This is a genomic window from Rhizobium centroccidentale (assembly GCF_030182565.1).
Classification (GTDB): Bacteria; Pseudomonadota; Alphaproteobacteria; order Rhizobiales; family Rhizobiaceae; genus Rhizobium.
Genome location: NZ_JAQJCG010000013.1, coordinates 80,002 through 106,216 on the forward strand (window position 1 = coordinate 80,002; position 26,215 = coordinate 106,216).

Sequence of the window (26,215 nt, forward strand, 5' to 3'; positions counted from 1 at the left end):
ACGCAGCCTCCGTCGTCCCTCAGCTTAGTTACATCCGATGCTGCCGAGTAAAAGACGTCGTCCCCTCTCCCCGCCCGCGGGGAGAGGGTTAGGGTGAGGGGCAATCGTAGATAAGACGCCATCTGCATCACCCCATCTTCCCCGGATTGAAAATCCCCGCCGGATCGAATTTTTCCTTCACGCGCGCCGAAAGCAGCGCCACTGCTTCAGGTTGCGGCTGGAAGGCCGGTGTCGTCGCACGGTGGGCTGGGGTGGCGCGCATCAATGTCGCATGCCCGCCACCAAGCGCGTGAATGTAGCGCCTAAGCATCTCACCTTCCGGCGCCGCTTCCATTCGCATCCAGACGAGCCCGCCCTGCCAATCGTAATAGGCATCGACACCTTCCTCCAGGCGAAGAGCCGCAACGAGCTGATGGCCGGTGCCGGGGGCGACCGAGACGCGCCAGACCGGACGCGAAGTGCCATCGGCATAGGGCTTCACATTGCGGATCTCACGCCAGAGCCTGCGGCTGTCATCCCTCTCAAGACGTTTCACCGAGCCGAGCCGGCTCATGGCGGCGGCAAGCTTTTGGCCGCGGACCGAGACAGAGCCCGGAAGACCCTCAATGCGCAGCACCGTCGCCTCGCCTTGCGGCAGCTTGCCGTCGAGAAAGGACCAGGCGACCGTTAGCGGTAGATGGGCGGCGCCCGATACTTCGAGCGGCAGGGCCATGGCGGCGGCCATCGCATTGGCAGCTTCGGCATCGTTGAGACCGGAGAGGACAATCGTCTCCTCGGTCTTCGGCTTCGGCGGCACACGGAACGTTACTTCGGCCAGAAGGCCGAGCGTACCGTGTGAGCCGGCCATCAGCTTGACCAGATCGAGACCGGTGACATTCTTCATCACCCTCCCCCCGGCCTTGACGATCTCGCCCTTGCCATTGACGAAACGGACGCCGAGCAGGCTATCGCGCGCCGCGCCACTGACGAAACGGCGTGGGCCGGAGACGTTGGCTGCGAAAATGCCGCCGATCGTCGGCTCACCTTCGGTTGCCATCAGCGGCCTGTGATCCATCGGCTCGAACGCCATCATCTGGCCGGCCTCGGCAAGAGCCGCCTCGATCTCGGCGGCCGGCGTGCCGGCGCGGGCCGTCATCACCATCTCACCCGGATTGTAGGCGACGATGCCGGTCAGGCCACGTGACGAGAGCACCGCTTCGGACGCCACCGCGTTGCCGAAGCCGGATCGCGTATTGCCGCCGACGATCGCGAGAGCCGCGCCGCGTGTCGCATGATCGCCGATGATTGAGGCGGCTTCCTCCTCGGTCCTGGGACGAAATTCGGTCATGCGGCGTTGCGTCCGTCGAGCGGGAAGACTTTGGAAGGATTGAGGATCCAGCCGGGATCGAAGGCCGCGCGCACCGACATCATCTGGGCGAGATCGACATCGGCATATTGGTGCCGCATCAGGTCGCGCTTCTCGATGCCCACACCGTGCTCGCCTGTGAGGCAACCGCCGGCATCGACACAGAGCCGCAGGATATCATTGCCGGCCGCTTCCGCCTTGGCTGCCTCGTCGGGGTCGTTGGCATTGAAGAGGATCAGTGGATGCATGTTGCCATCGCCTGCATGGAAAACATTGGCGACGCGCAGGCCATAGCGATCGACGATCTCCGTCGTCTTCTGCAGCACATAGGAAAGCTGGCTGAGCGGCACGGTGCCGTCCATGCAAATATAATCGGCGATGCGGCCGGTGGCGCCGAAGGCGGATTTCCGGCCCTTCCAGATCAGGGCCGCCTCGGTTGCCGACTGGCATTCGCGCACCGTCTTGACCTTATGAGTACGGGCGATGGCGACGATGCTAGCCAGCATATCATCCATTTCCGCCTCCGAACCTTCAACCTCGACGATCAGCAGGGCCCCTACATCGAGGGGATAGCCGGCTTTGGCAAAAGCTTCACAGATTCCGATTGCCGGCTTGTCCATGAATTCGATCGCGACGGGCACGATGCCGGCGGCAATCACATCGGCCACACAGGCGCCGGCCTCCTCGGAACTGTCGAAGCCGAAGAGCACCGGCCGGGCGCCTTCCGGCTTGGCGATGAGCCGCACCGTCGCCTCGGTAACGATGCCGAGCTGACCTTCGGAGCCGCAGACGAGACCGAGCAGATCGTAGCCCGCCGCATCCAGTGCCTTGCCGCCGAGATCGATGATGGTGCCGTCGGTGAGGACAAGCTTGACGCCGAGCAGATTGTTCGTCGTGACACCGTATTTCAGACAGTGGGCGCCGCCAGAATTCATGCCGATATTGCCGCCGATGGTGCAGGCAAGCTGCGAACTCGGGTCGGGTGCATAAAAGAAGCCGTCGGCCGAAACACTTTCGGAGACATGGAGGTTCGTCACACCCGCCTGCACGGTCGCGGTGCGGTTGGCATAATCGATATCGAGGATGCGGTTCATCTTGGAGAGGCCGAGGACGACGGCATCTTCCTGCGGTATCGCGCCGCCGGAGAGCGAAGTGCCGGCGCCGCGCGGCACGACGGGAATGCCGTAGCGATGGCAATATTTCATGACGGCTGCCACTTCCGCCGTCGAGCGCGGCAGGGCGACGGCAAGCGGCAGGCGGCGATAGGAGACGAAGGCATCGGTTTCGAAGGGTACGAGTTCGCGCGGCTCATGGATCAGGCATTCCGGCGCGAGAAGATCGGCTAGATCGGCAACGATCGCGCTGCGGCGAGCCAGAACATCCGCACGCGGCTCCAGAAATGAAATGGCCTCGGCCATGCCGTCCTCCTCCTGCATCCCTTTGCGGATACAGCCCCTTTTAGCGCATTACAGGCTTAGCGCTTTCCCAAGTTTGGAGCAAATGATAAGCACTTATTCCAAAACAGGAACAATTCTGCATGACCAATTTAGGAGATCTCGAGATCTTCGCCAGCGTCGTCGCGACCGGTAGCATGTCGCTGACGGGCCGTGCTCTCGGTTTTTCGCCCGCCGTCATTTCGAAGCGCATCAAGCGCCTGGAAGACAGGCTCGGCACACGGCTCCTGCAGCGCACGACGCGGCAGATTTCGCTGACGGAAGCGGGCCAGGGCTTCTACGACCGCGTGCTTGCCATTCTCGCCGGGCTGGAAGAGGCGGAAGCCTATATTGCCGGCCGTTCCTCGCAGATGCACGGCACGCTGAAAATCTCGGCCCCAACCTCCTTCGGCCGCCTGCACATCGCGCCGCATCTGAAATCCTTCATGCAGGCCCATCCCGAACTGGCACTCAACCTCGTGCTCAGCGACGAATTCGTGGATATCGTCGGCGGCGGCTTCGATCTTGCCATCCGCATTGCCGAACTGACGGATTCCAGTCTCGTCGCGCGCAGGCTGGCCCCCGTACGCCGCGTGCTCTGTGCCTCCCCTGCCTATATCGATGCTCATGGCATGCCCGAGGATATCGACGATCTGCGCCGACATATCTGCCTGCCCGCGCACAATCTCGACCCGTGGCGGCTGGAGGGGCCGAAAGGCAGCCTGATCTTTCGGCCCGAGGGCAGGCTCATTACCAATTCCAGTGAAGTCGTGCGCGAAGCCGTCATTGCGGGCCTCGGCATTGCGCTGCGCTCGACCTGGGATATCGGGCCGGAACTGCGCGACGGCCGCCTCGTGCAGGTGCTGCCGGCCTATGAAGGCTCGCACAACGTCACGCTGTCGGCTGTTTACCCCAGCCGGCAATTCCTGCCGGCAAAAGTGCGCGTCTTCATCGATTTTCTCGCGGAACTTTATGGCCCCCTTCCCTATTGGGAGCGGTGAGAACCCTTTCTGGGATCGAGGAGATCATCATGTCCGCGCCTGAGATCATTCGTTCCGATGTCACCTCCACCGCGAAGACGCGCTTCACCGTGGCTCTCGGCGATATTACCAAGCTTCCGGTCGATGCCATCGTCAATGCAGCCAACAGCAGCCTGCTCGGCGGCGGGGGCGTCGATGGCGCGATCCATCGTGCTGCCGGACCGGATCTCCTCGCCGAATGCCGGAGCCTGAACGGCTGCAGAACCGGTCAAGCGAAGATCACCATGGGATACCGCCTGCCGGCACGGCATGTGATCCACACCGTCGGCCCTGTCTGGAACGGTGGCGATCGTGACGAGGAAGAACTGCTCGCCAGCTGTTATCGCAACAGCCTCGGCCTTGCCCGGGAACGCGGGCTCAAAACCATTGCCTTCCCGGCAATCTCCACCGGCGTTTATCGCTTTCCCGCCGAGCCGGCGGCGGAGATTGCGATCCGCACCACCCTTGCCGAAAGCAAGGATGGCGCCTTCGAGGAGATCATCTTCTGCTGCTTCGGCGACGAGATGGCGGCACTCTACGACCGATTGCTGCCGCAGGCGCTGTTCGGAGCCTGATGCCTATCGCGCCAGATCGAGATAGGCGGAGGCGACCAGGGCATCTATATCGGTGGGAACGGGGATGACGCAGGCCTCCTTGCCGAGGCCGCCCTTGGCGACCCGCTCCAGGCATCGCGCCTGCAGGGCGAAGCCGAGATCCATGGATTCGACAGTATTCCCCAGCGGACGCGGGCCGGCCAGATTGGCCATGTGACCGCCGCCGAGAATGTGGAAGGCTCGGCCATCGCGCATGTGGACGGACTCGATCTGCTCAACTTCGTAGCGATCGACGCCGACGACATCGGGACTGCTGCGGAAGCCTTCGACATCGATCTCATGCGGGAAGTGGCCGCCGTTCATCAGGATCGCACCATCCTTGATCAAGGGCAGATCGGCAACCGTGATGATGTTCGGATAGCCCGTCACAGTGATCAACACATCGGCAGAGCGGATCGCTAGTTCACGCAGCGGCGTTGTGAAGCCATCGAGATGAGCTTCGAGTGTCGTCACCGGATCGATATCGACGACGCTGACGGCGGAGAATGCGTTGCGGAAGCACGCCGCCGTGCCCTTGCCGCAGGCGCCGTAGCCGAAGACGGTCACACGCTTACCATTGGTGGAGCGGTTGGTGAAGCGCAGATAGCTTTCGAACATGCTTTGCCCGACGGCATGCCGGTTTTCGGCGAACTGCTTGATCGGGCTGTCGTTGATGACGAGGATCGGCATGTTGAGCTTGTCGCGCATCGGCAGCAGCCGGGTGCGGCCGGATGTGGTTTCCTCGGTGCCGCCAAGCAGATTGGCATAGGCCCTGTCGGCCGCGCGAGCGAAGAGATCGCCGCCATTGTCGAGCAGCAGGTCCGGCTTTTCCGCCAGGATCGCGTCGAGGCTCGCACCATGCTCCTCTGCGTCGCGGGTCTGCGTCGCAAAAACCTTGATGCCCTGAGCGCGCAGATAGTCCACCGTTTCCGGCTGGGTGCTGTTGAGATTGCCGGTGCAGACGAGATCGGCGCCGCCGGCACGCAGCGTCATCAGCAGCGCAACCGTCTTCGGCTCGAGGTGAATGCCGGTGCCGATGGTGAGGCCGGCAAAGGGTTTTGTGTTACGAAATTCCGCTGCCGTGGCGGTCAGGAGCCGGCAGCTGCGCGCCACCCAGTCGATACGCGAAAGAGAAGAAGACTGATCCATGATGCGCTCTTGCCGGTTGGTTCGATGCCGCGATCTGTCACGATCGCAAAGGAGGTGTCGATGGACATTGCAATGCGCTGCATGGCAGAAAATCTGCCATGTCGGTGCGCTTCGTTTTGGTGTTTTGCTAAGCCGGTTCGGCCCCTGCCTCGCTTAGCCAATCCGCCAATCGTACCAACGCCGGGTCCTTCACGTCGCTGCTGCGAATGCTGAGGCTGTAGCCTGCCGGCCTACGGATGAAGCCGAAGGGCGCGACCAAAATACCGCGATCGATTTCCTCGCCAATGGCGGTACGTGGGGCGATGGCGACCCCGAGGCCCGAGCGGGCGGCGCCGATCGCAAGCAGCAGGTCTTCGAATTCGCGATTGCCGGCAAAGCGGATGGGGGCGTGACCGCTTTCGGCAAACCAATCCTCCCACAGGCTCGGGGCGGAACGGCTTGCAAGGGCAACGGCTCCGGCAAGCGTCGGTACACCATCGGCAAGCCCGAGACGATCGGCGATATCTGGCGTTGTGACGGGACCGAACTCATCCTCCATGAAACGAATGGCCGTGATATCGCGCATCGGCCGGTATTCGCCCCCCATGATGACCGCTTCCAGGTCGGGGCGCTTGGCAAGCGGCTCAACGATTGCCATCGGTACGATATCGATATCGATATCCTGAAGGACCGTCTGAAGCGCGGCGAGGCGCGGCATCAGCCACCAGACGGCAAAGGCCGAGGGAACGCCGAGCCGGATCGACCGCCGTTCGCCGCCGGAAAGTTCGGCGGAGGCCCGCGTCAGGATGCCAAAGGCGACGCCAACGGAATCGGCGAATGCCCGGCCCTTCGCTGTCAGCACCAGCCGGCCATTCTCCCGGTCGAACAGGGGTACGCCAAAATGTGCCTCCAGCAGGTTCAGCTGCTGCCTGATAGCCCCGCGCACGACGCCAAGCTCGTCAGCCGCCTTCAAAATGCTACCGCAGCGCGCCACCGCATCGAAGGCACGCAGCGCGTTCAAAGGCGGCAGGCGTCGAGGCGGGGTGCGTCCGGACATAATAAATTTTTTCTCTCTTTCCAAAACGATAGCAGCCACATCCAAGCAATTGCGCCATCTGCGGCACGAAAATGCTGTTGAATGTCGCTTTCAGCACAATCGCCGGCGAATATCAGAAGACAAATCCTCGCATTTTTATCTATGCAACACTCAATAATTTTGTGGGGAAATACCATATAGCCTTATATGACGCGCAAATTTTTTCCACACCATGATAATATAGATTCCAGCCTTCACTCCAACTCTCAAAGGTGAACCGACAATTGGCCTTTCTCAGCCGCATAGCAAATGATGTGCAACTCATGTTTCGGCGTCCGCCGCGACAGCAATATGCTGCGCTTTGTTATCGGGTGAAAAAGAAAACCGGTCATTTTGAGATGTTGTTGCTGACCAGCCGCGACACCGGTCGCTGGGTCATCCCCAAGGGATGGCCGATGCCCGGCAAGCTCTCCCACGAGGTCGCTGCCCGCGAAGCCTATGAAGAGGCAGGCGTGCGCGGCGTGGTGGAAACCGAGCCGCTAGGCTCATTCGGCTACGACAAGGTGCTGAAGGACGGCATTCAGGTGCCGTGCAGGGTGCAGGTCTACGCCCTCGAAGTCAGTGAACTCGTCAAGAACTTCAAGGAAAAGGGTGAGCGCTCCATGGAGTGGGTCTCCTTCGAGGAAGCCGCGGAACGTGTTCGCGAACCGGAGCTGCACGACCTCATTCTTGCCTTCGCTCAGCGGATGACGGCAGCTCCCCCTGCAATCCAGGCGAAATAAGCCACATTCGTCACAAAAAACTGTGCCAGTGTGCATGGCGGATATTGCGCGCCTCATCGGTCAGCGCAATACGAGAGTTTTGACCCAGAGAATTGCATGCCCGACCGACCGGCCACGCCTTCAAAAAGGACGCTCGACAAGGACCTCGACAAATTCACCTATGTCGAGGACGCGACTCATCACGTCACGAGGCGTCTGGTGGCGCCGGGCATCGGCCTGATCTTCCTCGGTCTCGCCATGGTCTTTGCCGGGATCTACGTGCTCGACCAGCCGGGGGCGACCCTGATCTTTGCTGCGGTGGCGCTTGCCGGCTACATGGCCATGAACATCGGCGCCAAGGACGTCGCCAACAATGTCGGCGCGGCCGTCGGTGCGCGGGCGATCACCATGGCGCAGGCCCTCGCCATGGCGGCAATTTTCGAGATTCTCGGGGCGACGATCGCCGGCGGCCCGGTCATCAACACGATCTCGACACATATCGTCGACACCAACCGCATCATCAGCATCGGCAAGCTTGCCTGGCTGATGATGGCAGCCCTTCTCGCAGCAGCGCTCTGGATCAATTTCGCCACATGGCGGAAGGCGCCCGTTTCAACCACGCATACGATCGTCGGCGCCGTTGTCGGCGCAGGTGCAGCTGCCGTCGGCCCGGAACTGGTGAACTGGAACACGCTGGCAGCCATTTCCGCAGGCTGGGTTGTAACGCCCTTTCTCGGCGGCACCATCGCCGCCGGCATCCTCTATTTCATCGAGACATGCATCATCTATCGCGACGACAAGATTGCCGCCGCCAGATACTGGATTCCCATCCTGATCGGGCTGATGGCCGGCGCCTTCTCGGGCTACCTCGTGGTCCAGCTCGAACCCAAAGGCGCAATACCCAGTATCCTCAATCTGACGATCGGCCTCGCGGTCGGCATCATCGCCTGGCTAGCCGCGCGGCCGCTGGTAAAGGCGCAATCGGTCGGGTTGGAAAACAAGAACAGCTCGCTGCGCAAGCTTTTCCGCCTGCCGCTGATCTGTTCGGCAGCCCTGATGTCCTTCGCGCATGGCGCCAACGACGTTGCCAACGCCATCGGGCCGCTGGCCGCGATCGTCCGCGATATCGGGCTTGGCGGCTCGCTGAACGTCTTCGCTGAAACGACCACCCAGACGGCTCCCTTCTGGGTGGTCATGATCGGCGGCTGCGGCATTTCCGTCGGCGTTCTGCTCTACGGGCCACGGCTCATTCGTCTTCTGGGTGAGCAGATCACCAAACTCAATCCGATGCGGGCCTATTGCGTCGCGGTGTCTGCGGCCCTCACCGTCATCGTGGCCGCCTGGTTCGGTTTCCCGGTGAGTTCGACCCACATTACCGTTGGCGCGGTCTTCGGCGTCGGCTTCTTTCGCGAGTGGTCCACCGTCCGTTCCAAGCGGCGATTTGAGTACATGCGCAAAAAGGCCGAGGCGGCGGGCATACCCTGGAGTGAGCCGGAAGCCACCGATGAGCGCAATCCCGATGAGGTTCATCGCCGCCGGCTCGTGCGCCGTTCGCATTTCATGACCATCATCGCCGCATGGGCGATCACGGTGCCGGTCGCAGCCCTGCTTGCCGCCATCGTTTATTGGGTTATGGTCGCGCTCTTCATTTAGAGCGGTTCGGTTCCCACCGAGTCTCCGAACCGCTCTATCTCATTGTTCTAAGTAATTCCGGGGATCATCCATGCGCGCCAATTTCCGCATGCAGCGGCTGTTTGTGACATCAAACATCAAGGCAGGTGCACCCATCGAGGCGGACCATGACCAGTTCAACTATCTCGCCAACGTGCTGCGCATGGAGGATGGCGCCGAACTCCTGATCTTCAACGGCCGCGACGGCGAGTGGAAAGCCGGCGTTTCCTTCCCCACCCGCAAGCGCCTCCTGCTGACGCCGGTCGAGGAGACACGCCCGCAGCCGGCCCCGTCGGACCTGCATTATCTCTTTGCGCCGTTAAAGGTCGGGCGACTGGATTATCTCGTACAGAAGGCGGTCGAAATGGGCGCCGGCCTCCTGCAGCCGGTCATGACGCAGCATGTGCAAGGCAAGATCACCAATCTCGACAAGGTCAGGGCCAATGTCATCGAGGCTGCCGAGCAATGCGGCATCCTTGGCATTCCCGATGTCGCCGAGCCGGTGAGGCTTACCGATCTGTTGGCAAGCTGGCCGCGCGAGCGCCGCATCATCTATTGCGACGAGGGCGATGCCGGCCAAAATCCGCTGCCGCTTTTGACGCAGGTAAAGGAGAAGCATCTGGCGCTGCTGGTCGGCCCAGAAGGCGGCTTTTCCGAAGAAGAGCGCTCCCTCTTGCGCAGCCTCGATTTCGTCACCGCTATTCCGCTCGGTCCGCGCATCCTGCGTGCCGATACGGCGGCTGTAGCCGCGATGGCCGTTATCCAGGCCGCGATCGGCGACTGGAACTGAGGCTTCACTCCAGCACGGCGACGACGGTCGCAACGACCAGCAGGATCGCCAGCGAGATGTTGACGATCCGCGAGATCTTCGGATCTTGAAGAAAACGGGACAGCGAAGCGCCGACGAGAAGCCACACCATGTGGATGGCGACGATCATGACCGTCAGCAGCGCAATCTTGGCGGTAGCGTCGAGCAGCCTCTGATCCTGAAACAGGCTGACGCCGGCAAAGACGGCGGCGATCGCCAGGTAGGCCTTGGGATTGGCGACGGCAAGCAGGAACCCGCCGGAAAAGGCAGGCGCCGCGACCTGATCGTCGCGGCGGGACAGCGGCGGCGCCGTGGCGATCTTGAAGGCGAGATAGAGGATATAGACGGCGGAAACCACCGTCAGCAGCAATGCGCCGTGCGGCACGGACAGCAGGATCGCAACGACGCCGGCGGCGACGGTCAGCAAAACCGACACGGTGCCTGCGATGAGACCGGAGACGTAAGCGAGCGACCGCCTGAAACCATAGGCGGCGCCCATTGCTGTCGCGCTGATCGTGGACGGGCCTGGGCTGCCCATGATGACCACCGAAGCAAGCAGCAGTGTCAGTATGGAATAGTAAAGGGCATTGGGACCGTTCATCGATATGCTCCGCTTGATGTCAATGGAAGCAAAACTAGCGGCGTGAATAGAGAGGCGTCTTGAACGCTTGTGCAAATATGCTTGTGCCTGCCACTGGCGTGATGCACTTGCGAGACATAAAATCCTATTTTTTTGAACGACCCTTGAAAGAAATTCACTTGCGCCGTACGTCAATCCGCGTCAATCACCCTCCTGTTGACCTGCGGCTGGCGCGGGTTCTTCTCCGAGATCTAAGGTAATACCATGGCGCGCGACACCACCGACCAGACCCCGCTCTCCTCGGTCTCGGAAATGACGGCCTATCTGGCCGCCGGCAACAAGCCGAAGGAGAAATTCCGCATCGGCACCGAGCACGAGAAATTCGTGTTTTTCCGCGCCGACAACAGCCCGGTCCCCTATTTCGGCGAAGCCAGCATTTCCGCGCTCCTCACGGGACTGCAGAAGAAGAGCGGCTGGGATCCGATCATGGACGGCGACAACATCATCGGGCTCGGCGAACCCTCCGGCATGGGCGCGATCTCGATCGAGCCGGGCGGCCAATTCGAACTTTCCGGCGCGCCGCTCGAAACCATCCATCAGACCTGCAAGGAATCGAACAATCACCTGGCGGCGGTGCGCGAGATCGCCGAGCCGATGGGTATCCGCTTCCTCGGTGTCGGCGGCAGCCCGAAGTGGACCCTTGCCGAAACGCCGCGCATGCCGAAATCGCGCTACGAGATCATGACCCGCTACATGCCGAAGGTCGGCACCATGGGTCTCGACATGATGTACCGCACGTGCACGATCCAGGTGAACCTCGACTTCTCGTCGGAAGCCGACATGCGCCGCAAGATGCGCGTTTCGATGAAGCTGCAGTCGCTGGCAACGGCGCTTTTCGCCTCCTCTCCCTTCACCGAGGGCAAGCCGAACGGGCTTTCCTCCTGGCGTGGCGAGATCTGGAAAGATACCGACAACCGCCGCGGGGGCCTGCTCGACTTCACCTTCCGCGACGATTTCGGCTTCGAAGACTATGTGAAGTGGGCGCTCGACGTTCCCATGTATTTCGTCGTTCGCGACGGCCGTTATCACGACTGTACCCATGTCACTTTCCGTCAGTTCATGGATGGAGCGCTGAAGGGCGAAATCACCGATTGGCAACCGACGATGGGCGATTGGACGAACCATCTCTCCACCCTCTTCCCGGATGTTCGCCTCAAGCGCTTCCTCGAAATGCGCGGCGCAGATGGTGGCCCGTGGCGCCGCATCTGTGCGTTGCCGGCCTTCTGGGTTGGCCTGCTCTATGACGACGAGGCGCTGACGGCGGCGGACGAGCTGACCAAGGACTGGAACTTCCAGGAGGTCAACGCGCTGCGTGATGTCGTTCCGGCACTGGGCTTGAAGGCTTCGATCAAGGGCCACGGTCTGCTTGATATTGCACGCGAAGTGATCGGCATTTCCCGCCTTGGCCTGAAGAACCGCAATCGCCTGAATGGCGACGGCCAGGACGAAACCGTCTTCCTTTCGCCGCTCGACGAGCTGCTTGCCAAGAAGGGCACGCTCGCTGACGATCTGCTGATGCTCTACAATGGCCGCTGGAACCAGTCGGTCGAGCCGATCTTCGAGGAATATCAGTACTGATAGGCGATTGGCTGCTGTCATTAGCCGGTCAAGCCGGAACAGAAACCGGTAGGCGCACCCTTTTTTCCCGCTATACTGCTGCAAGCAAGCGCCGCGTGATTCCGAAGCGGCCTCATAGCGGGGAAAGGGACTTCGATGCTGCCACTCTTCGACATGATGATGCAGGCACAGAATGGCGCCGCCACGGAGGCCATGGCCAAGCAGTTCAATCTGGCGCAGGAGCAGGCGACGAAAGCGATGGCCGCGCTGATGCCGGCCTTTTCCTCCGGCTTTAAGCGCAGCGCCACCGATCCCTATAATTTCATAGGCGTGATGCAGGACATCAGCTCCGGCAACTACGCCAAATATTTCGAAGACATGACCAGGGCCTTTACGCCCGAGGGCGTTGCCGACGGCAATGCGGTGCTCGGACGGCTGTTCGGTTCGAAGGACGTGTCGCGTGCGATTGCCGCACAGGCCGCACAGATGACCGGCATCGGTCAGGAAATCTACAAGCGCATGCTGCCTGCCATGGCCGATACGCTGATGGGCGGTCTGTTCAAGGAAACCAGCGGCCAGATCCCACAGATGGCCAATCCCTTCCTCAATACCGATATGGGCGAGATGATGCAGGACTGGCTGCAGAGCATCGGCTTTGCGCCCAAGCAGCAGCCGACGCCGCAGGCAAGCATCTTCGACAATCCCTTCACCCAGGCGATGGAGCTGATGTTCGGCGCCGATGCGGTCAAGCGCGAAAAGCCGGCGCCGACCAATCCTTTCCTCGACAATCCCTTCGCCAAGGCCTTTCAGGACATGATGAAGAACTTCCCGATGCCGGCGGAGCCGCCGAAGGAAGAACCGAAGGCCAAGCCTGCCGCCGGCATCGACATGGCGGCCTATACCGAGATGTTCAACGCCATGTTCGACAGCGGCCTCGAAGTGCAGAAGAATTACCAAAAGAACATGGAAGCGATCTTCGACAGCTACATGCAGAGTGGGGACAAGCCGGCGCCGAAACAGAAGTGACGCTCGAGTAGTCTTATTCCGTTCCATCCACTGTTCGTAATTCCGCACAGGCCGTGCGGATTGCACCCGATTATCACACACTACGACTGCGCCTATTTCTTATTTCATCTTGAAAAGGAGATAGCCATGTCCAGCATCGATCAATCCGGCAGCTTTACCCTTGGGGACCGCAAGGTCAAACGGCTCGGCTACGGCGCCATGCAGCTTGCAGGCCCCGGCGTATTCGGCCCGCCGAAGGACCACGACACCGCGCTCGCAGTCTTGCGCGAAGCAATCGCATCCGGCATCAACCACATCGACACCAGCGATTTCTACGGTCCGCATGTGATCAACCAGCTGATCCGGGAAGCGCTCCATCCCTATCGCGATGATCTCGTCATCGTTACAAAAATCGGCGCACGGCGCGGCGCGGATGCCTCCTGGCTGCCGGCCTTTTCGCGCGAGGAGCTGACGCAGGCGGTTCATGACAATCTGCGCAATCTGAGGCTCGACGTGCTCGATGTCGTCAATTTTCGCGTCATGATCAACCCGCATCACCCGACAGAGGGCTCGATCGAGGCGCCGCTGACCGCCCTTGCCGAACTTAAACGGCAGGGTCTGGTGCGCCATATCGGGTTGAGCAATGTCACGCGAAACCAGATCGCCGAAGGGCGTAAGATCACCGAGATCGTCTGCGTGCAGAACCTCTACAATCTGGCACAGCGCACGGATGATGCACTGGTCGATGAGCTGGAACACGACGGCATCGCCTATGTGCCCTTCTTCCCGCTTGGCGGCTTTACACCGCTGCAATCCTCTTCACTCTCGGATGTAGCGGCGCGCCTGAACGCCACGCCGATGCAGGTGGCTCTTGCCTGGCTGCTGCAGCGTGCGCCGAACATCCTACTCATTCCAGGTACCTCGTCGCGTGCCCATCTCAGGGAGAATATCGCGGCCGCTGAACTCAAGCTGCCGGAGGATGCGATCGCCGAACTCAATCGCATCGGCGGCGACGACCATGCCTGACACGATCCCTCAACGATCCAAGGCGCCTCGAGCAGGCATTTCGAGCCGCCTCTCTATCCCGATATTCTCGAGAAACACTTCGTCGTGGCTGACGACCAGAAGCGCGCCCTCATAGGCACGCAGCCCGGCTTCAACCGCAGCGATGGAGTCGATATCGAGATGGTTGGTCGGTTCGTCCAGGATCAGCAGCGATGGTGGCGCCGCGCCCCCGAGCACGCAGGCAAGCCCGGCGCGCAGAAGCTGGCCTCCGCTCAGGCTGGAGACGATCTGCAGCGCGGCATCAGCCCGGAACATGAAGCGCGCAAGCGCGGCCCGGCAGACGTTTTCGTCCGCATCCGGGTTGATCCTTCGGAAATTGTCGCGGATCGAAATCGATGGGTCGAGAAGGCTGACCCTTTGGTCCAACAGAGCGGAACGGACAACCCGCACCGTTCCGCTCCAGGGTTTTAGCGCGCCGGAGACCAGCGCCAGCAGTGTCGTCTTGCCCGAGCCGTTCGGCCCGGTGACGGCAACACGTTCCGGCCCCGTCATGATGAAATTGAAGTCGCGCAGGATCGGCCGTTCTGGCTCGTAGCCGGCGGTGACGCCTTCCATCTTGAGGACGATCCTGTTTGCCGGCAATCCTGATGTCGGCAGCTTGACGGTCAGCGGCTGCAGGATTTCGATCTTTTCGCGAGCCGCGGCAGCATCCTGCAGGGCTTGGGAGCGGCGTCGTTCGGCAAGCCGCGTATTTTCCGCGCTCGTTATCTCGGCTCGCTCCCTCAAACCGCCAAGCATGATGCGTGGTATGCCGCCCTTGGCCGCCATCTTCCGGCCGACCTTGTCCCGCCTCGCCTGCCGCTCGACGGCTGCCTGGGCGCTTCTCTCCACTTCGGCGACACGCTTCTCCGCCTCGGCGAAATCACGCTCAGCTGCGGAAAGCTCCAGCGCCTTGCGTTCGCGATATTGGCTCCAGTTGCCGCCATAGCGCGAGGCGCTGAGCGATGTCAGTTCGACGATCGCATCCATGGTATCGAGCAGCTCACGGTCGTGGCTTATGACGATGGCGCCTGCCCTCCAGCCCGCAAGCAGATCGATGACAGCAGCGCGGCCGTCGCGATCCAGATTGTTTGTGGGTTCGTCGAGGATCAAGAAATCAGGATCGTCGACGATAAGGGCCGCAAGCCCGCAACGGGTGCGCTGTCCTCCCGACAGGGTCACGAGAGGCGTTTCCGGCGTGACGTCGAGCCCGACACGATCAAGGGCTGCGGCGATGCGCGACTCGAGCGTCCAGTCGGCCAGGGCGAGTTCATCGTTGGTCGCCTCCCCGGCTTCCGCCCGCTTCAGGACGGCAAGGGCTTCGCTTGCGCCAAAAAGATCGGCAACGGTCTCGTCCGCTTCCACCTGCACGCTCTGGCGCAGGATCCCCAATCGGCCGTTGAACGAGATGCTGCCGGATTGCGGCTGCAGTTCGCCGGAGATGAGCTTGATCAGCGTCGTCTTGCCGACGCCGTTGCGTCCGACAAGGCCGGTGCGCTCGGCGCCGAAGCTCAGATCGAGATTTGAAAGAAGCGGCCGGCCGTCAGGCGTGGACCACGAAAGATTGGATAGAACGATGGATATGGGCATGAGCAAGAATGTCCTCGATGGCAAGGCTGAACGGCATTGCGGTCGAGGTGGAATCCATTGCTGCACACATCCTGTTGGTATCAACGATGCTCATAAACTAAGCGAGCGGCATCTTCAGTTCAAGTCCTGCGAGTAAAGATGCAGGCGTTTCACGCATTGGCATCGATGGCGTCAAGGAAGTCGATGACACGTTTCCAGGTGAGATCGGCGGCCTTGGCGTCATAATCGGGCAGGCTGGCATCGGTATAGAGATGGCCGCCACCCGGATACCGAAAAATCTCTGCAGCTGTCCCGGAGCGCTCGACGGCCCGCCGCCAGGCGGCAACATCTTCCTCCGGTTCGAACGGGTCCGGTTCGGCCAAATGCAGCTGCAAGGGCAGACCCTTGCGCGCGTTCTCGGCGATCGGGGCGACGCCATGCAGTAAAAGGATGCCGGCCGCCTTTTCCCGCTTGGGCCAGAGGCTGGAGATAACGCCGGCCCCCATTGAAAAGCCGGCCAATACGGTCGAGGCCGGCAGCCCTGCCAGCGCCCATTCGGCGCGCTCGCAGATCGTTTCCCAGCCGATCTCGTCCTTGAATTCGAAACCTTCTTCGATGGATCGCGCAATCAGCCCGTCATAGAGATCCGGCGCGAAAGCCTTGTGCCCGGCCGCCTGCACACGCTCGACCGCCTCATGCTCGAGCGAGCGCAGACCATAGACGGAGTGGAAGAAGATCACTGTTGCCATCATCGCTTTCCTACTATTCGGATCAGGTCGTTAGATAAGACAGTTGCCGCAGGAGGCAACTTGCCCGCGCGTGATCCATGACGAAAACCCGATCTTCAGAAAGAAAAAACCCGGTGTTGGCCCTTGGGCCGAACACCGGGAAAGAGGCAGGGCTTATTGGCTATCACCCTGCGGGGAAACTATCGTCCGCCATCAGCCTCTAAAGCCGCTGAAGGCGGAGAGGCGCACGCGGCGGCGCGCGGAATTGGTGAGATGACCGGACGGATCCCCGAAGAAGGTCGAGGTGGTCAGCGCGGCGTTCAAATCCTGCCTGGTGAGGCCGATGTCGCTCAACTGAGTGTCGTTCAGTTCATTCAGATATTCGATTTCCTTACGATTTCGGATTGCGCGCCAGATCGATGAGACATTGCTCAAAGCAAGCCCCACGCGTGCCGTCAGCGACAGCGATGGCGTTGGCAAACCGAGTCCGAGTGTCCGATCTATCGTGCGCATTTCCATATTCCTTTCCTTGGGGCACGCGCATCAGCCAGGCCCCTTCCCGATCATCCGGAAAAGGGCATAGGCCGGGAGGAGTTCGACAAGAGTTCTGTTCGATTGGTATGCTGAATTGCATTCAGAAGATGCCAAAGCCCTATTGATCAGTCCAACGAATGTTTCTAATGATAACTATCAAACTCCTTTATAGGTAAACCCATGTCCGCGCCGCTTGACATCGATCAGTTGCAGACCTTCATCGCAATCGTGGATTCAGGAAGCTTCACCAAGGCGGCCGACCGCGTGTTCAAGACGCAATCGGCCGTCTCCATGCAGATGCGGCGGCTGGAAGAGCGCATTGGCAAGCAACTCTTTATCAAGGATGGCCGCGGCAACCGCCTGACGGCGGAAGGCGACAAGCTGCTGAATTACGCCCGCCGCATCATTCGCCTGAACAACGAGGCGATGGCAGCTTTCGATGACAATCGTCTCGAAGGCACGCTGCGCATCGGCACACCGGACGATTATGCCGACCGCTATATGCCCGAAATCATCGGCCGCTTCGCCAAGACGCATCCGAATGTCGAGCTTTACATCGTCTGCGAACCCTCGGTCGACCTTGCCGAGCGCATGCATCGCGGCGAGCTCGATATTGCGCTCGTCACCCACAATCCGCGCGAACGCATGTCGGACGTGGTTCGAACGGAACCGCTCTGCTGGGTCGGCTCGGCCAATCATCCGCTGCGCGACGATGCGCCCATTCCGCTCGCCGTCGGCCGTCGCGACTGTCAATGGCGCCAGCTCGCCTGCTCGGCGCTCGATGCCGGCGGCCGCGACTATCAGATCCTGTTCACCAGCTGGTCCTGCACCGTCGTTGCCGCGGCCGTGCTTGCCGGCATGGCGGTTTCGGTCATGCCGGAATCGGCGCTCAGGACCGGCATGAAAGTGCTGACCCAGGCCGATGGCTTTCCGCCGCTGCCGCCGGTGCAGATCGGCATCATGAAGCGGGCCGGCCTGTCCGTATCACTGATGAACGCCATCACCGCCCATATTTCGGCCTGCCTGGACAACATCACGCCGGCTGCGGTGGATGACGATCTCGATGGCGAGGTGAAAACCTATACGCGCTTCTATCCGCGACTGCGCGCAGGGCACATTCTGCCGGGCTGGTGAAATCGAAGCGCACCAGCCGGTTAGCTTCGTCGATGGTTACTGCTCCGGCTCCGCCAGCAGGGTGGCGCGGATCACCTGCTTCCATTCATGCAGCATGCGATGCGCCATTTCCTCCTCGCTCATGATGGCAAAGCGGACGGATGCGCCGATCAAATGGCTGAACAGCTGCGTGCGCGCCTCGAGGTCGATGCGGCTTTCAGCCGGAAGGAAAGGCCGAATGCTTTCCAGGAAAATTTCGGCGACACGCTTGCTGTGCTGTATGTTGAGCCGGAGGATATCCCTGTCGATATCGGTACCGAGCCAGACGCCGATATAGGCGGGATCGCTGCGAAACTCGCGATAATACCAATCGATCATAGTGCAGACGAGCTCGATGGCGTGATCGAGTGATGTCACGAAGGCAAAAGCCTCTCCGACCTTTTGCCGGATGCGGCTGGAATGCCGTTCGAGCAAGGCGCGGACAATCGCCGCCTTGTCCGGAAAATACTGATAGACAGAGCCGATCGGGATTGCCGCAACCGTAGCCAGCTCTGTCATCTTCATTGCGCTCACCCCCTTCTCGGCGATCAGCGCGGCCGCAACCGACAGGATGGCATCAACACGCTGGATGCTTCGCTCCTGCTGTGGCCTCTTTCGAAACGTAATGCGGTCGGGATTATCCGGATTCATGCTCTTCCCGTTTCATTCTAGCACTGAACGACGCTCAAGCGCGCAGACGCTATGACATCCGACGCGTTCAATGCGCGTAAACGGGAAAAGTCCAATTTTAATCATAACTTAGGAGCAGGCGCGAACTCCGGAACGAGGGCCAAAACATGGTTTCGGCCCTCGTAATCGGTAAGCCCGCATCCTGAACCTGTGCCGTTCTAGGACAGGTATTTCCTCAGGAAATCGACTGTCCTGCCCCAGGCAAGATCGGCCGCCTTCTTGTCGTATCGGGCAGCCGAGGTATCGTTGTTGAAAGCGTGATTGACGCCGTCATAGACGAAGATCTCGAAGGTCTTGCCGCCGGCCTGCAGCTCCTTGCGGTAGGCATCGATGCCGGCATTGATGCGATCGTCGAGGCCGGCGTAATGCAGCAACAGGGCCGCCTTGATCTTCGGAACCTCGCCTGCCGACGGCTGCGCGCCGTAGTAGGCAACGCCAGCCTTCAGCTCCGGTGAGATAGTCGCGAAACGGTTGACGAGGCCGCCACCCCAGCAGAAGCCGACGGCACCGACCTTGCCGTTGGCGCCATCCGTTTTGGCGAGATAGGTGAGGCTCGCCTCGGCATTGGCGGCCGTTAATGCCGGATCGAGATTGGTGAACATGTCGCGGGCCTTGTCCTCGTCCTCGGGCGTGCCGCCGAGCGGAGACAGGAAATCGGGCGCCAGCACCACAAAACCCTCCAGCGCCACCCGACGGGCGACATCGCGGATATGCGGGTTGAGGCCGCGGTTCTCGTGGATGACGATGACACCGCCGAGGTTGCCGGCCGCATTTTTCGGGCGGGCGAGATACCCCTTCATCTCGCCCTTGCTACCGGCAAAAGTCACATCCTTGGTTTCCAGCCTGTTGTCATCCGCGGCAATGACCTCGGCGCTTGCCTTGTTGGCGGCAAGCAGCGGCGCGATGGCAGCGGCGGCGCCGGCCGAGCCTGCGAGCTTGGTCAGCTTTTCCATGAAACTCCGACGGTCGAGCGTCAGATGCGTGTATTCGTCATAGGCGTTGATCATCGCCTGCGTCACGACCGGCTTTTCCGTGCTCATAATCCTCTTCTCCCTGTTTCCCCGGCAGCAGGCAACAAACGACCGGCCACCCGCTGACAAGATAGGTCAACCGATGTCGCCGTAACGGTAAAGGAAAAACACAAAAGCGTTACCGCAGGTTGCGGCTTGCGGCAATGCGGGCAGCCTCAGGAGAAGACGAGCCAAATGCCAAGCCAGCCCCACATACAGACCAGGGCTGCAAAGCCGAGAGTGAAGAGCGGGCTGCGATAGCGCAGATTATTGCTGGTCACATGCACGAAGGCATGCGCGTAGCGCGTGGCGACGAAAATCCAGGCGAGGATTACGGCCGGCAGATTATCCGCCTGAGCGGTGTAGAGGACGATACAGCCGACGTAGAAAAGCAAGGGAAGCTCGAACTGATTGGCGAGGCTGTTTCGCACCACCAGGCTTTCCGCCGGTTCGTCGGCTGTATGGTTTTCGCGGAATTGCGCTGGCTGGATGCGGCCGGCCTTCACCAACACGCGGCGGCGCCATCCGAGGAGCGCATAGAGGATGAAGACCAGTATCGCATGCGCCACCATGGGCCAAAACATTTCATAGCCGGTCACGCCGCCAACTCCTTTGGAACTTCCGAAAGCCGAACCACTGTATAGCTTTGTCCTTAAATCGATTCCGATTTAAGGACAAAGCTATACAGTAGATCTAAAATGCTACAGCGACCTTTGCGCGTCACGTATGACGCGCGGCGCTGTAGTCAATCAGGACGGCCGCGTGCCGTCTGGCGACAGGTAGCGAAAAATCGCGAAGCGGGCCAGTAGAATAACCGTCACAACCAGTGTCAGGAATTTCAGCCGCACGATGATCGGCAGCAGGCCTGCCAGCAGCGATATCGTGGCATCGGATGGCATTGCGGGCGGATAGAGCATCAGGCCGGCGATATTCTCGGCATAGTCGACGAGCGTATAGAAGATCGGCAGGCAGAAGATGACTGCGGTCGCGCCAGGTGGGATCTGCCGGCCGAAGAAAAAGCCGCCGGGGCCGACCAGCCGCATTAGGCAAAACAGCAACCCGCCCAGCACCAGCGGGAAGATCAGCTCAGGCCCGAGATACATCGAATGCAGGATGGTCGCCGGATCGGGGTGATCCTTGAGGTAACGGATCATGGCGATCACGTCGTCGCGCTCATAGCCGCCGATCCGCGCATCGAGCATCGACTGACCGGCTGCTGCATCACTGAACGCCCGGACGAAGCCGGCCTGAATCCAGGCAAAAAGTGCCAGGGAAAGAGCCGCAAGGATCGCCGCCAGACCCTGTAAGGACCTGGCACTGTCCGAAGCGCGATCTGCCATCGATCAGCCGCCTGCGCCAGGATAGTTCGGGCTTTCGCGGGTGATCGTGACGTCATGGGCATGGCTTTCGCGCAGGCCCGCGCCGGAGATGCGCACGAAGGTGGCGCGCTCCTGGAAATCCTTGAGATCGGCACCGCCGACATAGCCCATGGCTGCCTTGAGACCGCCTGCGAGCTGATGCAGCACGCCGGAGACAGGCCCCTTATAAGGAACCTGGCCTTCAATGCCTTCCGGCACGAGCTTCAGCGTGTCACGGACCTCGGCCTGGAAGTAGCGGTCCGCCGAGCCCCGCGCCATGGCGCCGACGGAGCCCATGCCGCGATAGGCCTTGAAGGACCGGCCTTGGTAAAGAAAGACTTCGCCGGGGCTTTCGTCCGTGCCGGCAAGCAGCGAGCCGATCATGACAGCCGATGCTCCGGCGGCGATCGCCTTGGCAAGATCGCCGGAGAATTTGATGCCGCCATCGGCGATGACAGGAATATTCTGTTCCCGCGCCGCTTCGACAGCCGACATGATAGCGGCAAGCTGCGGCACGCCGACGCCGGCGACGATACGGGTCGTGCAGATGGAGCCGGGGCCGATACCGACCTTGACTGCATCGGCGCCGGCATCGATCAGCGCCCGCGTGCCGTCATAGGTGGCAACATTGCCGGCCATGATACGGACGGAGTTGGACAGCTTCTTGACGCGGGTGACGGCATCGAGAACACGTTGCGAATGGCCGTGGGCGGTGTCGACGACCAGAAGGTCGACGCCAGCCTCGATCAGGCGTTCGGCGCGCTCGAAACCATCGTCGCCGACATTGATGGCCGCGGCGGCGCGCAGGCGGCCCTGCGCATCCTTGGAAGCGTTCGGGTTAAGCTGCGACTTCTCGATGTCCTTAACAGTGATCAGGCCGACCAGACGGCTATCGCCGTCGACGACGAGCAGCTTTTCGATACGATGCGTGTGGAGCAGGCGCTTGGCTTCCTGCTGCTGCACGCCATCCTTGACCGTGACGAGATTCTCGCGGGTCATCAGTTCGTAGATCTTTTGCGAGGGGTCAGACGCGAAGCGCACGTCACGATTGGTGAGGATGCCGACGAGGCGATGCGATTTCTCGACGACCGGAATGCCGGAAATGCCGTGCGCCTTCATCAAGGCGAGCGCCTCGGCAAGCGTAGCGTCCGGACCGATGGTGACCGGATTGACCACCATGCCGCTTTCGAACTTCTTGACCTGACGGACTTCTTCGGCCTGCTGCACCGGCGTCAGGTTGCGGTGGATAACGCCGATACCGCCGGCCTGGGCCATGGCAATCGCCAAACGGCTTTCGGTCACCGTATCCATCGCCGCTGAAATAATCGGCAGGTTGAGATCGATATCCTGGGCGATGCGGGTGGCGACATTCGTCTGGCCGGGCATGACCTCGGAGTGTCCCGGCTGCAGGAGCACGTCATCGAATGTCAGAGCATCCAACCCGGTTGGCGTTTCAATAATGCGTGCCATGGCCAATTCCTTCGTCTGTGAAAAACAGGAAAGCCCGGAACGAATCGTCTACCGGGCGATCTTGCAAGTGTTGCTTGGAAGTTGGCGAGGGCTGGTAACACGTCTATGACAGGAAGGGAATAGCAAAAAGCGATGGGCAGCTATGCTAAGCCTTGGTTTCAGTAAGGGATCCAACCTCTACGCTGTGATAATTTCATGCAAATGACTATTGAGGATTCAGACAAGGTGGCACCTATGACGTTCTGGATAGCGAACATCATTGGATTGGCGATCGCTTATCTGCTCGGCTCCATTCCCACGGGCTATCTGGCGGGAAAACTGCTCAAGGGCATCGATCTTCGCGAGCATGGCTCCAAGTCCACCGGTGCAACTAATGTATTACGCATCCTCGGAAAATGGCCCGCTTTGGTGGTGCTCCTGGTCGATGTACTGAAAGGCGCAGGGGCGATCCTCTTTGCCCGTTGGCTCTATCCTTGGCTCGACACACTCACACCGGTCGCTTCGCCGACGGCGCTTGACCCGAACAATCAACAGGTCTTGGTGCCTTGGGCGGTTTGCTTGGCCGGGCTCGCCGCACTGCTGGGGCATAGCCGTCCGATCTGGTTGAATTTTCGAGGCGGCAAGTCCGTCGCAACTGGATTGGGCCTATTGCTGGCGATAACCTGGCCGGTCGGCTTGGGCGCGGTGACGATGTTTGGGATTTTGCTGGCAGTGTTCCGGATTGTTTCCCTGGGATCGATCCTGGCCGCATTGACGGCGATTGCCCTTATCTGCAGCCTGGAGCAGCCGTTGCCCTATCGATTGCTGGTCATTGTGGGCGGTGTTTACGTCATAATACGCCATCGCACCAACATTCAGCGGCTGCTGGCGGGGACAGAGCCTCGCCTTGGGCAGAGCGCAGCGGCCCAGAATTGAAGCCGGCATCGCACGTTTGGCATGTGCGATGCCGACGCCCCCAATTGGCTCACAGATCGAACTGGTAGCTCTTCGGAACATAGCGAAAACCTTCCGGCTGCTTTTCGACGAAACCGACGGCGGGGAAAGGCATGTGGAAGCCGAGGAAGGGGATGCGGTCGGCGGCGATCATGTCGAAGATGCGGCGGCGGGTTTTGGCCGCCTGCGGCTTGTCCAGATCGAAACGCACGTCCCAGTCCGGACGGCCGAGCGACAGGACATAATGGTTGGCGGTGTCGCCGGTCATGACGAGCTGCCTGCCGTCGGATTCCAGGTGGAAAACGAGATGGCCGGGTGTGTGACCTGGTGCCAGCATCGCGGTCATGCCGCGGACGATCTGATCGCCATCCCTAAGGAAGGTCATCTTCTCGGCGAAGGGCACGACGTTGGCGAGGACTGCCTTGTGGCCGCCCTCGGCCGGCGTTCCCTCGCGCGCCTTGTCTGTCCAGAACCCGTATTCGATTTCGCCTGCGACATAGCGAGCATTCGGAAAAGCAGGACCGCCCTCCTCCATCAGCCCGTTGATATGATCGCCATGCAAATGCGTGAGAGCGACGACCGTGATCTGCTCCGGCGTGTAGCCGGCAGCCTTCAGCCCCTCGCGAAAACGGCCCAGGCCACGAGCGCGTCCGGCTGCACCAAAGCCGGTATCGACGACGATCACGTCGGAGCCGGTGTCGATGATGGCGGGCGCGTAGCTGTTCACGAGCTTTTCCGTCGGCAGGAAATTCTGCTCCAGTAATTTGCGAACGGTGTCGGGCGCCTGGTTCGAGCCGAAGGTCTCCCAGGGATTGCCCATGATGCTGGCGCCGTCCTTGACGACGGTGACGGTGCAGGATCCCAATTTGAACCGATGCGTATCCGGGGGCAGGACGGCTGTCATGAACTCACTCCTTATGTTGATGCGCAGCGTAAGCCGCGCCTATCGTCATCGCCGGCGACAGCGGACCGGAAGTTGCGCGTCTACAACCGAAAATTTGGTCATGACAAGACAATCCAATTCCGCTAATACACCGCCGACGTTTTATGCGCTCAGCATTTACATGCTCTTAGCATATGTTAGATCCTGCTTTCCATGCCCTGCGGTGGCGGAATCACGAAGACGTGATCCCCTGTGGTCCATGGAGCGAAATCCAGGATTGGCAGCGACCTCGCATAGGACTACAGAGCGGCTGATCGCGCCAACAGCGATAGCCTTACCGAGACAGACCTATCAAGGCGGATGCCCATGAATCGCATCGTTCCATTGATCCTCGCCGTCGCACTCTTCATGGAACAGATGGATTCCACCGTCATCGCGACAGCGTTGCCGGCCATCGCCAACGACCTCCATGTCGGCCCGATCACGCTGAAGCTGGCCCTGACCTCCTACATGGTGTCGCTCGCCGTCTTCATCCCGATCAGCGGCTGGATGGCGGATCGCTTCGGCGCGAAGAACATTTTCCGCGTCGCCATCTGCGTCTTCGTCATCGGCTCCATCATGTGCGCCTTTTCGGGCGGCCTGCTGGAATTCGTCTTCGCCCGCTTCCTGCAGGGTGTCGGCGGCTCGATGATGACGCCCGTCGGGCGCCTCGTGCTGGTGCGCACCACGCAGAAGAGCGACCTTGTTTCAGCCATGGCGCTGCTTTCCATCCCGGCGCTCGTCGGCCCGCTTGCCGGCCCGCCGCTCGGCGGCTTCATCACCACCTATGCCTCCTGGCACTGGATCTTCCTGATCAACGTGCCCGTCGGCATTCTCGGTGTCATCCTGTCATCGATCTTCCTGCCCGATGTGGAAGCAACCATGCCGCCGAAACTGGATGTCATCGGCTTCCTGCTGACATCTTTTGCAGCCTCCGGCGTCGTCTTCGGCATGTCCGTCATCAGCCTGCCGGCCCTGCCGCCCTATATCGGCATCTCGGCCGCCGTTATCGGCTTCGTCTGCGGCTTCCTCTATATCGGCCATGCGCGCCGGCATCCGGCGCCGATCCTCGATTTCACGCTGCTGAAGAACGCCACCTTCCGCGCCTCGGTGACGGGCGGCACGCTGTTCCGCATCTGCATCGGCGCCATGCCCTTTCTGACACCGCTGATGCTCCAGCTCGGCTTCGGCCTCAATCCGTTCCAGTCCGGCCTCATCACCTTTGCCGGCGCGATCGGCGCGATCTCTACCAAGTTCATCGCGCGGCGCGTCTTCACCGCCGTCGGCTTCAAGACGGCGTTGCTTTCGGCTGCCGCCGTTACGACAGTCACGACGATCTGCACCGGTCTTTTCCAGCCGTGGACGCCGCATCTCATCATCGTCGGCATCCTGCTGGTCGGCGGCTTCTCGCGCTCGTTCTTCTTCACCGGCATCAATGCGCTCGCCTTTGCCGATATCACCGACAAGCAGGCGAGCCAGGCGACATCGATGAGCTCGGTCATGCAGCAAATCAGCCTGGCGCTCGGCGTTGCCGTCGCCGCCATGATCCTGGAAACCTCGACCTTCTTCAGCGGCACGCAGCTACAGGTCCGCGATTTCCACATCGCGTTCTTCTGCATTTCGATCCTGACCGTGGTCGCCACCATCCCCTTCATCCGAATGGATCGCAGCGCCGGCGCCATGGTTTCCGGCCACAAGGCTGGCCTCAAGCGTGTCGCAGCGGTACAGCCGCAGGTAGAGCAGACGGTCGCAAAGTGACGGTCCAGCCCTCATTGCGCTTCAGCCAAACGGCAGCGCAATGAGGGTTTC

Annotated in this window: 25 protein-coding genes; 11 read left to right on the top strand and 14 right to left on the bottom strand. The window is 60.9% G+C overall.

Features of this window, described 5'->3' with window-relative positions; all coding sequences use genetic code 11:
* Positions 1 to 127: 127 nt before the first annotated feature.
* Positions 128 to 1,327 (bottom strand): FAD-binding protein, encoded by a 1,200-nt coding sequence (locus PH562_RS18060; protein ID WP_285174444.1) that lies wholly within the window; start codon positions 1,325 to 1,327, stop codon positions 128 to 130.
* A complete protein-coding gene (locus PH562_RS18065) occupies positions 1,324 to 2,763 on the bottom strand; it encodes an FAD-binding oxidoreductase (RefSeq protein WP_285174445.1) in 1,440 nt (479 codons plus the stop codon). Before PH562_RS18065 ends, PH562_RS18060 begins: the two co-directional genes overlap by 4 nt.
* 119 nt (positions 2,764 to 2,882) lie before the next feature.
* Here PH562_RS18065 and PH562_RS18070 point away from each other — a divergent pair, with 119 nt between their 5' ends.
* Positions 2,883 to 3,779 carry a LysR family transcriptional regulator gene (locus PH562_RS18070; protein ID WP_113232123.1) on the top strand — a complete coding sequence of 299 codons (897 nt, stop codon included), beginning with the start codon at positions 2,883 to 2,885 and terminating at the stop codon, positions 3,777 to 3,779.
* Between the two features lie 29 nt (positions 3,780 to 3,808).
* Complete coding sequence (locus PH562_RS18075; protein WP_285174446.1) at positions 3,809 to 4,372, top strand: O-acetyl-ADP-ribose deacetylase; 564 nt, start codon at positions 3,809 to 3,811, stop codon at positions 4,370 to 4,372.
* A 3-nt stretch (positions 4,373 to 4,375) separates the two neighbouring features.
* Here PH562_RS18075 and PH562_RS18080 read toward each other — a convergent pair whose 3' ends face one another.
* Entirely contained in the window at positions 4,376 to 5,539 is a 1,164-nt protein-coding gene (locus PH562_RS18080) for an adenosylhomocysteinase (protein WP_285174447.1), read from the bottom strand.
* A gap of 127 nt (positions 5,540 to 5,666) precedes the next feature.
* Positions 5,667 to 6,575: a LysR substrate-binding domain-containing protein gene (locus PH562_RS18085; RefSeq protein WP_285174448.1), complete on the bottom strand. Its 909-nt coding sequence runs from the start codon at positions 6,573 to 6,575 to the stop codon at positions 5,667 to 5,669.
* A gap of 302 nt (positions 6,576 to 6,877) precedes the next feature.
* Here PH562_RS18085 and PH562_RS18090 point away from each other — a divergent pair, with 302 nt between their 5' ends.
* From PH562_RS18090 to PH562_RS18100, 3 genes are all read left to right on the top strand, one after another.
* Positions 6,878 to 7,336: an NUDIX hydrolase gene (locus PH562_RS18090; RefSeq protein WP_374820124.1), complete on the top strand. Its 459-nt coding sequence runs from the start codon at positions 6,878 to 6,880 to the stop codon at positions 7,334 to 7,336.
* Positions 7,337 to 7,432: 96 nt separating this feature from the next.
* Positions 7,433 to 8,968, top strand: coding sequence for an inorganic phosphate transporter (locus PH562_RS18095; RefSeq protein WP_285174449.1), 1,536 nt, complete (start codon positions 7,433 to 7,435; stop codon positions 8,966 to 8,968).
* Between the two features lie 70 nt (positions 8,969 to 9,038).
* Positions 9,039 to 9,776 carry a 16S rRNA (uracil(1498)-N(3))-methyltransferase gene (locus tag PH562_RS18100; RefSeq protein WP_285174450.1) on the top strand — a complete coding sequence of 246 codons (738 nt, stop codon included), beginning with the start codon at positions 9,039 to 9,041 and terminating at the stop codon, positions 9,774 to 9,776.
* Between the two features lie 4 nt (positions 9,777 to 9,780).
* On the opposite strand, the gene PH562_RS18105 is transcribed toward PH562_RS18100, so the two are convergent.
* Positions 9,781 to 10,395 carry a LysE family translocator gene (locus tag PH562_RS18105; RefSeq protein WP_285174451.1) on the bottom strand — a complete coding sequence of 205 codons (615 nt, stop codon included), beginning with the start codon at positions 10,393 to 10,395 and terminating at the stop codon, positions 9,781 to 9,783.
* Between the two features lie 243 nt (positions 10,396 to 10,638).
* Here PH562_RS18105 and PH562_RS18110 point away from each other — a divergent pair, with 243 nt between their 5' ends.
* The 3 genes from PH562_RS18110 (at position 10,639) to PH562_RS18120 (ending at position 14,022) form a co-directional block, all read left to right on the top strand.
* Positions 10,639 to 12,012: a glutamate--cysteine ligase gene (locus PH562_RS18110; protein ID WP_285174452.1), complete on the top strand. Its 1,374-nt coding sequence runs from the start codon at positions 10,639 to 10,641 to the stop codon at positions 12,010 to 12,012.
* Between the two features lie 135 nt (positions 12,013 to 12,147).
* Positions 12,148 to 13,017 carry a DUF937 domain-containing protein gene (locus PH562_RS18115; protein WP_285174453.1) on the top strand — a complete coding sequence of 290 codons (870 nt, stop codon included), beginning with the start codon at positions 12,148 to 12,150 and terminating at the stop codon, positions 13,015 to 13,017.
* 126 nt (positions 13,018 to 13,143) lie between these two features.
* On the top strand, positions 13,144 to 14,022 hold the full coding sequence (locus PH562_RS18120; protein WP_285174454.1) for an aldo/keto reductase family oxidoreductase: 879 nt from the start codon (positions 13,144 to 13,146) through the stop codon (positions 14,020 to 14,022).
* 9 nt (positions 14,023 to 14,031) lie between these two features.
* On the opposite strand, the gene PH562_RS18125 is transcribed toward PH562_RS18120, so the two are convergent.
* The 3 genes from PH562_RS18125 to PH562_RS18135 form a co-directional block, all read right to left on the bottom strand.
* Positions 14,032 to 15,630, bottom strand: a complete 1,599-nt coding sequence (locus PH562_RS18125) for an ABC-F family ATP-binding cassette domain-containing protein (protein WP_285174455.1) — start codon at positions 15,628 to 15,630, stop codon at positions 14,032 to 14,034.
* Between the two features lie 149 nt (positions 15,631 to 15,779).
* Positions 15,780 to 16,358, bottom strand: a complete 579-nt coding sequence (locus PH562_RS18130) for a dienelactone hydrolase family protein (protein ID WP_285174456.1) — start codon at positions 16,356 to 16,358, stop codon at positions 15,780 to 15,782.
* A gap of 192 nt (positions 16,359 to 16,550) precedes the next feature.
* Positions 16,551 to 16,850: a DUF1127 domain-containing protein gene (locus tag PH562_RS18135; RefSeq protein ID WP_285174457.1), complete on the bottom strand. Its 300-nt coding sequence runs from the start codon at positions 16,848 to 16,850 to the stop codon at positions 16,551 to 16,553.
* A 201-nt stretch (positions 16,851 to 17,051) separates the two neighbouring features.
* On the opposite strand from PH562_RS18135, the gene PH562_RS18140 reads away from it, so the two are divergent.
* A complete protein-coding gene (locus PH562_RS18140; RefSeq protein ID WP_113232134.1) occupies positions 17,052 to 18,005 on the top strand; it encodes a LysR substrate-binding domain-containing protein in 954 nt (317 codons plus the stop codon).
* A 36-nt stretch (positions 18,006 to 18,041) separates the two neighbouring features.
* Here PH562_RS18140 and PH562_RS18145 read toward each other — a convergent pair whose 3' ends face one another.
* The 5 genes from PH562_RS18145 to guaB all read right to left on the bottom strand — a co-directional run bounded on the left by PH562_RS18145 (position 18,042) and on the right by guaB (position 22,551).
* On the bottom strand, positions 18,042 to 18,674 hold the full coding sequence (locus PH562_RS18145; protein ID WP_285174458.1) for a TetR/AcrR family transcriptional regulator: 633 nt from the start codon (positions 18,672 to 18,674) through the stop codon (positions 18,042 to 18,044).
* 197 nt (positions 18,675 to 18,871) lie between these two features.
* Positions 18,872 to 19,753: a dienelactone hydrolase family protein gene (locus tag PH562_RS18150; protein WP_113232136.1), complete on the bottom strand. Its 882-nt coding sequence runs from the start codon at positions 19,751 to 19,753 to the stop codon at positions 18,872 to 18,874.
* Between the two features lie 146 nt (positions 19,754 to 19,899).
* A complete protein-coding gene (locus PH562_RS18155; RefSeq protein ID WP_285174459.1) occupies positions 19,900 to 20,322 on the bottom strand; it encodes an MAPEG family protein in 423 nt (140 codons plus the stop codon).
* 150 nt (positions 20,323 to 20,472) lie between these two features.
* Positions 20,473 to 21,063 carry a hypothetical protein gene (locus tag PH562_RS18160; protein WP_285174460.1) on the bottom strand — a complete coding sequence of 197 codons (591 nt, stop codon included), beginning with the start codon at positions 21,061 to 21,063 and terminating at the stop codon, positions 20,473 to 20,475.
* 3 nt (positions 21,064 to 21,066) lie between these two features.
* On the bottom strand, positions 21,067 to 22,551 hold the full coding sequence (guaB, locus tag PH562_RS18165) for an IMP dehydrogenase (RefSeq protein ID WP_113232139.1): 1,485 nt from the start codon (positions 22,549 to 22,551) through the stop codon (positions 21,067 to 21,069).
* A gap of 234 nt (positions 22,552 to 22,785) precedes the next feature.
* On the opposite strand from guaB, the gene plsY reads away from it, so the two are divergent.
* Entirely contained in the window at positions 22,786 to 23,466 is a 681-nt protein-coding gene (gene plsY / locus PH562_RS18170) for a glycerol-3-phosphate 1-O-acyltransferase PlsY (RefSeq protein WP_285174575.1), read from the top strand.
* Positions 23,467 to 23,515: 49 nt separating this feature from the next.
* Here the strand turns inward: plsY and PH562_RS18175 are convergent, their stop codons facing one another.
* The gene (locus PH562_RS18175) at positions 23,516 to 24,388 is read right to left on the bottom strand and encodes an MBL fold metallo-hydrolase (protein ID WP_285174461.1); all 873 of its coding nucleotides are present in this window, start codon (positions 24,386 to 24,388) and stop codon (positions 23,516 to 23,518) included.
* A gap of 345 nt (positions 24,389 to 24,733) precedes the next feature.
* On the opposite strand from PH562_RS18175, the gene PH562_RS18180 reads away from it, so the two are divergent.
* Positions 24,734 to 26,164: an MFS transporter gene (locus tag PH562_RS18180; RefSeq protein ID WP_285174462.1), complete on the top strand. Its 1,431-nt coding sequence runs from the start codon at positions 24,734 to 24,736 to the stop codon at positions 26,162 to 26,164.
* Positions 26,165 to 26,215 lie beyond the last annotated feature (51 nt).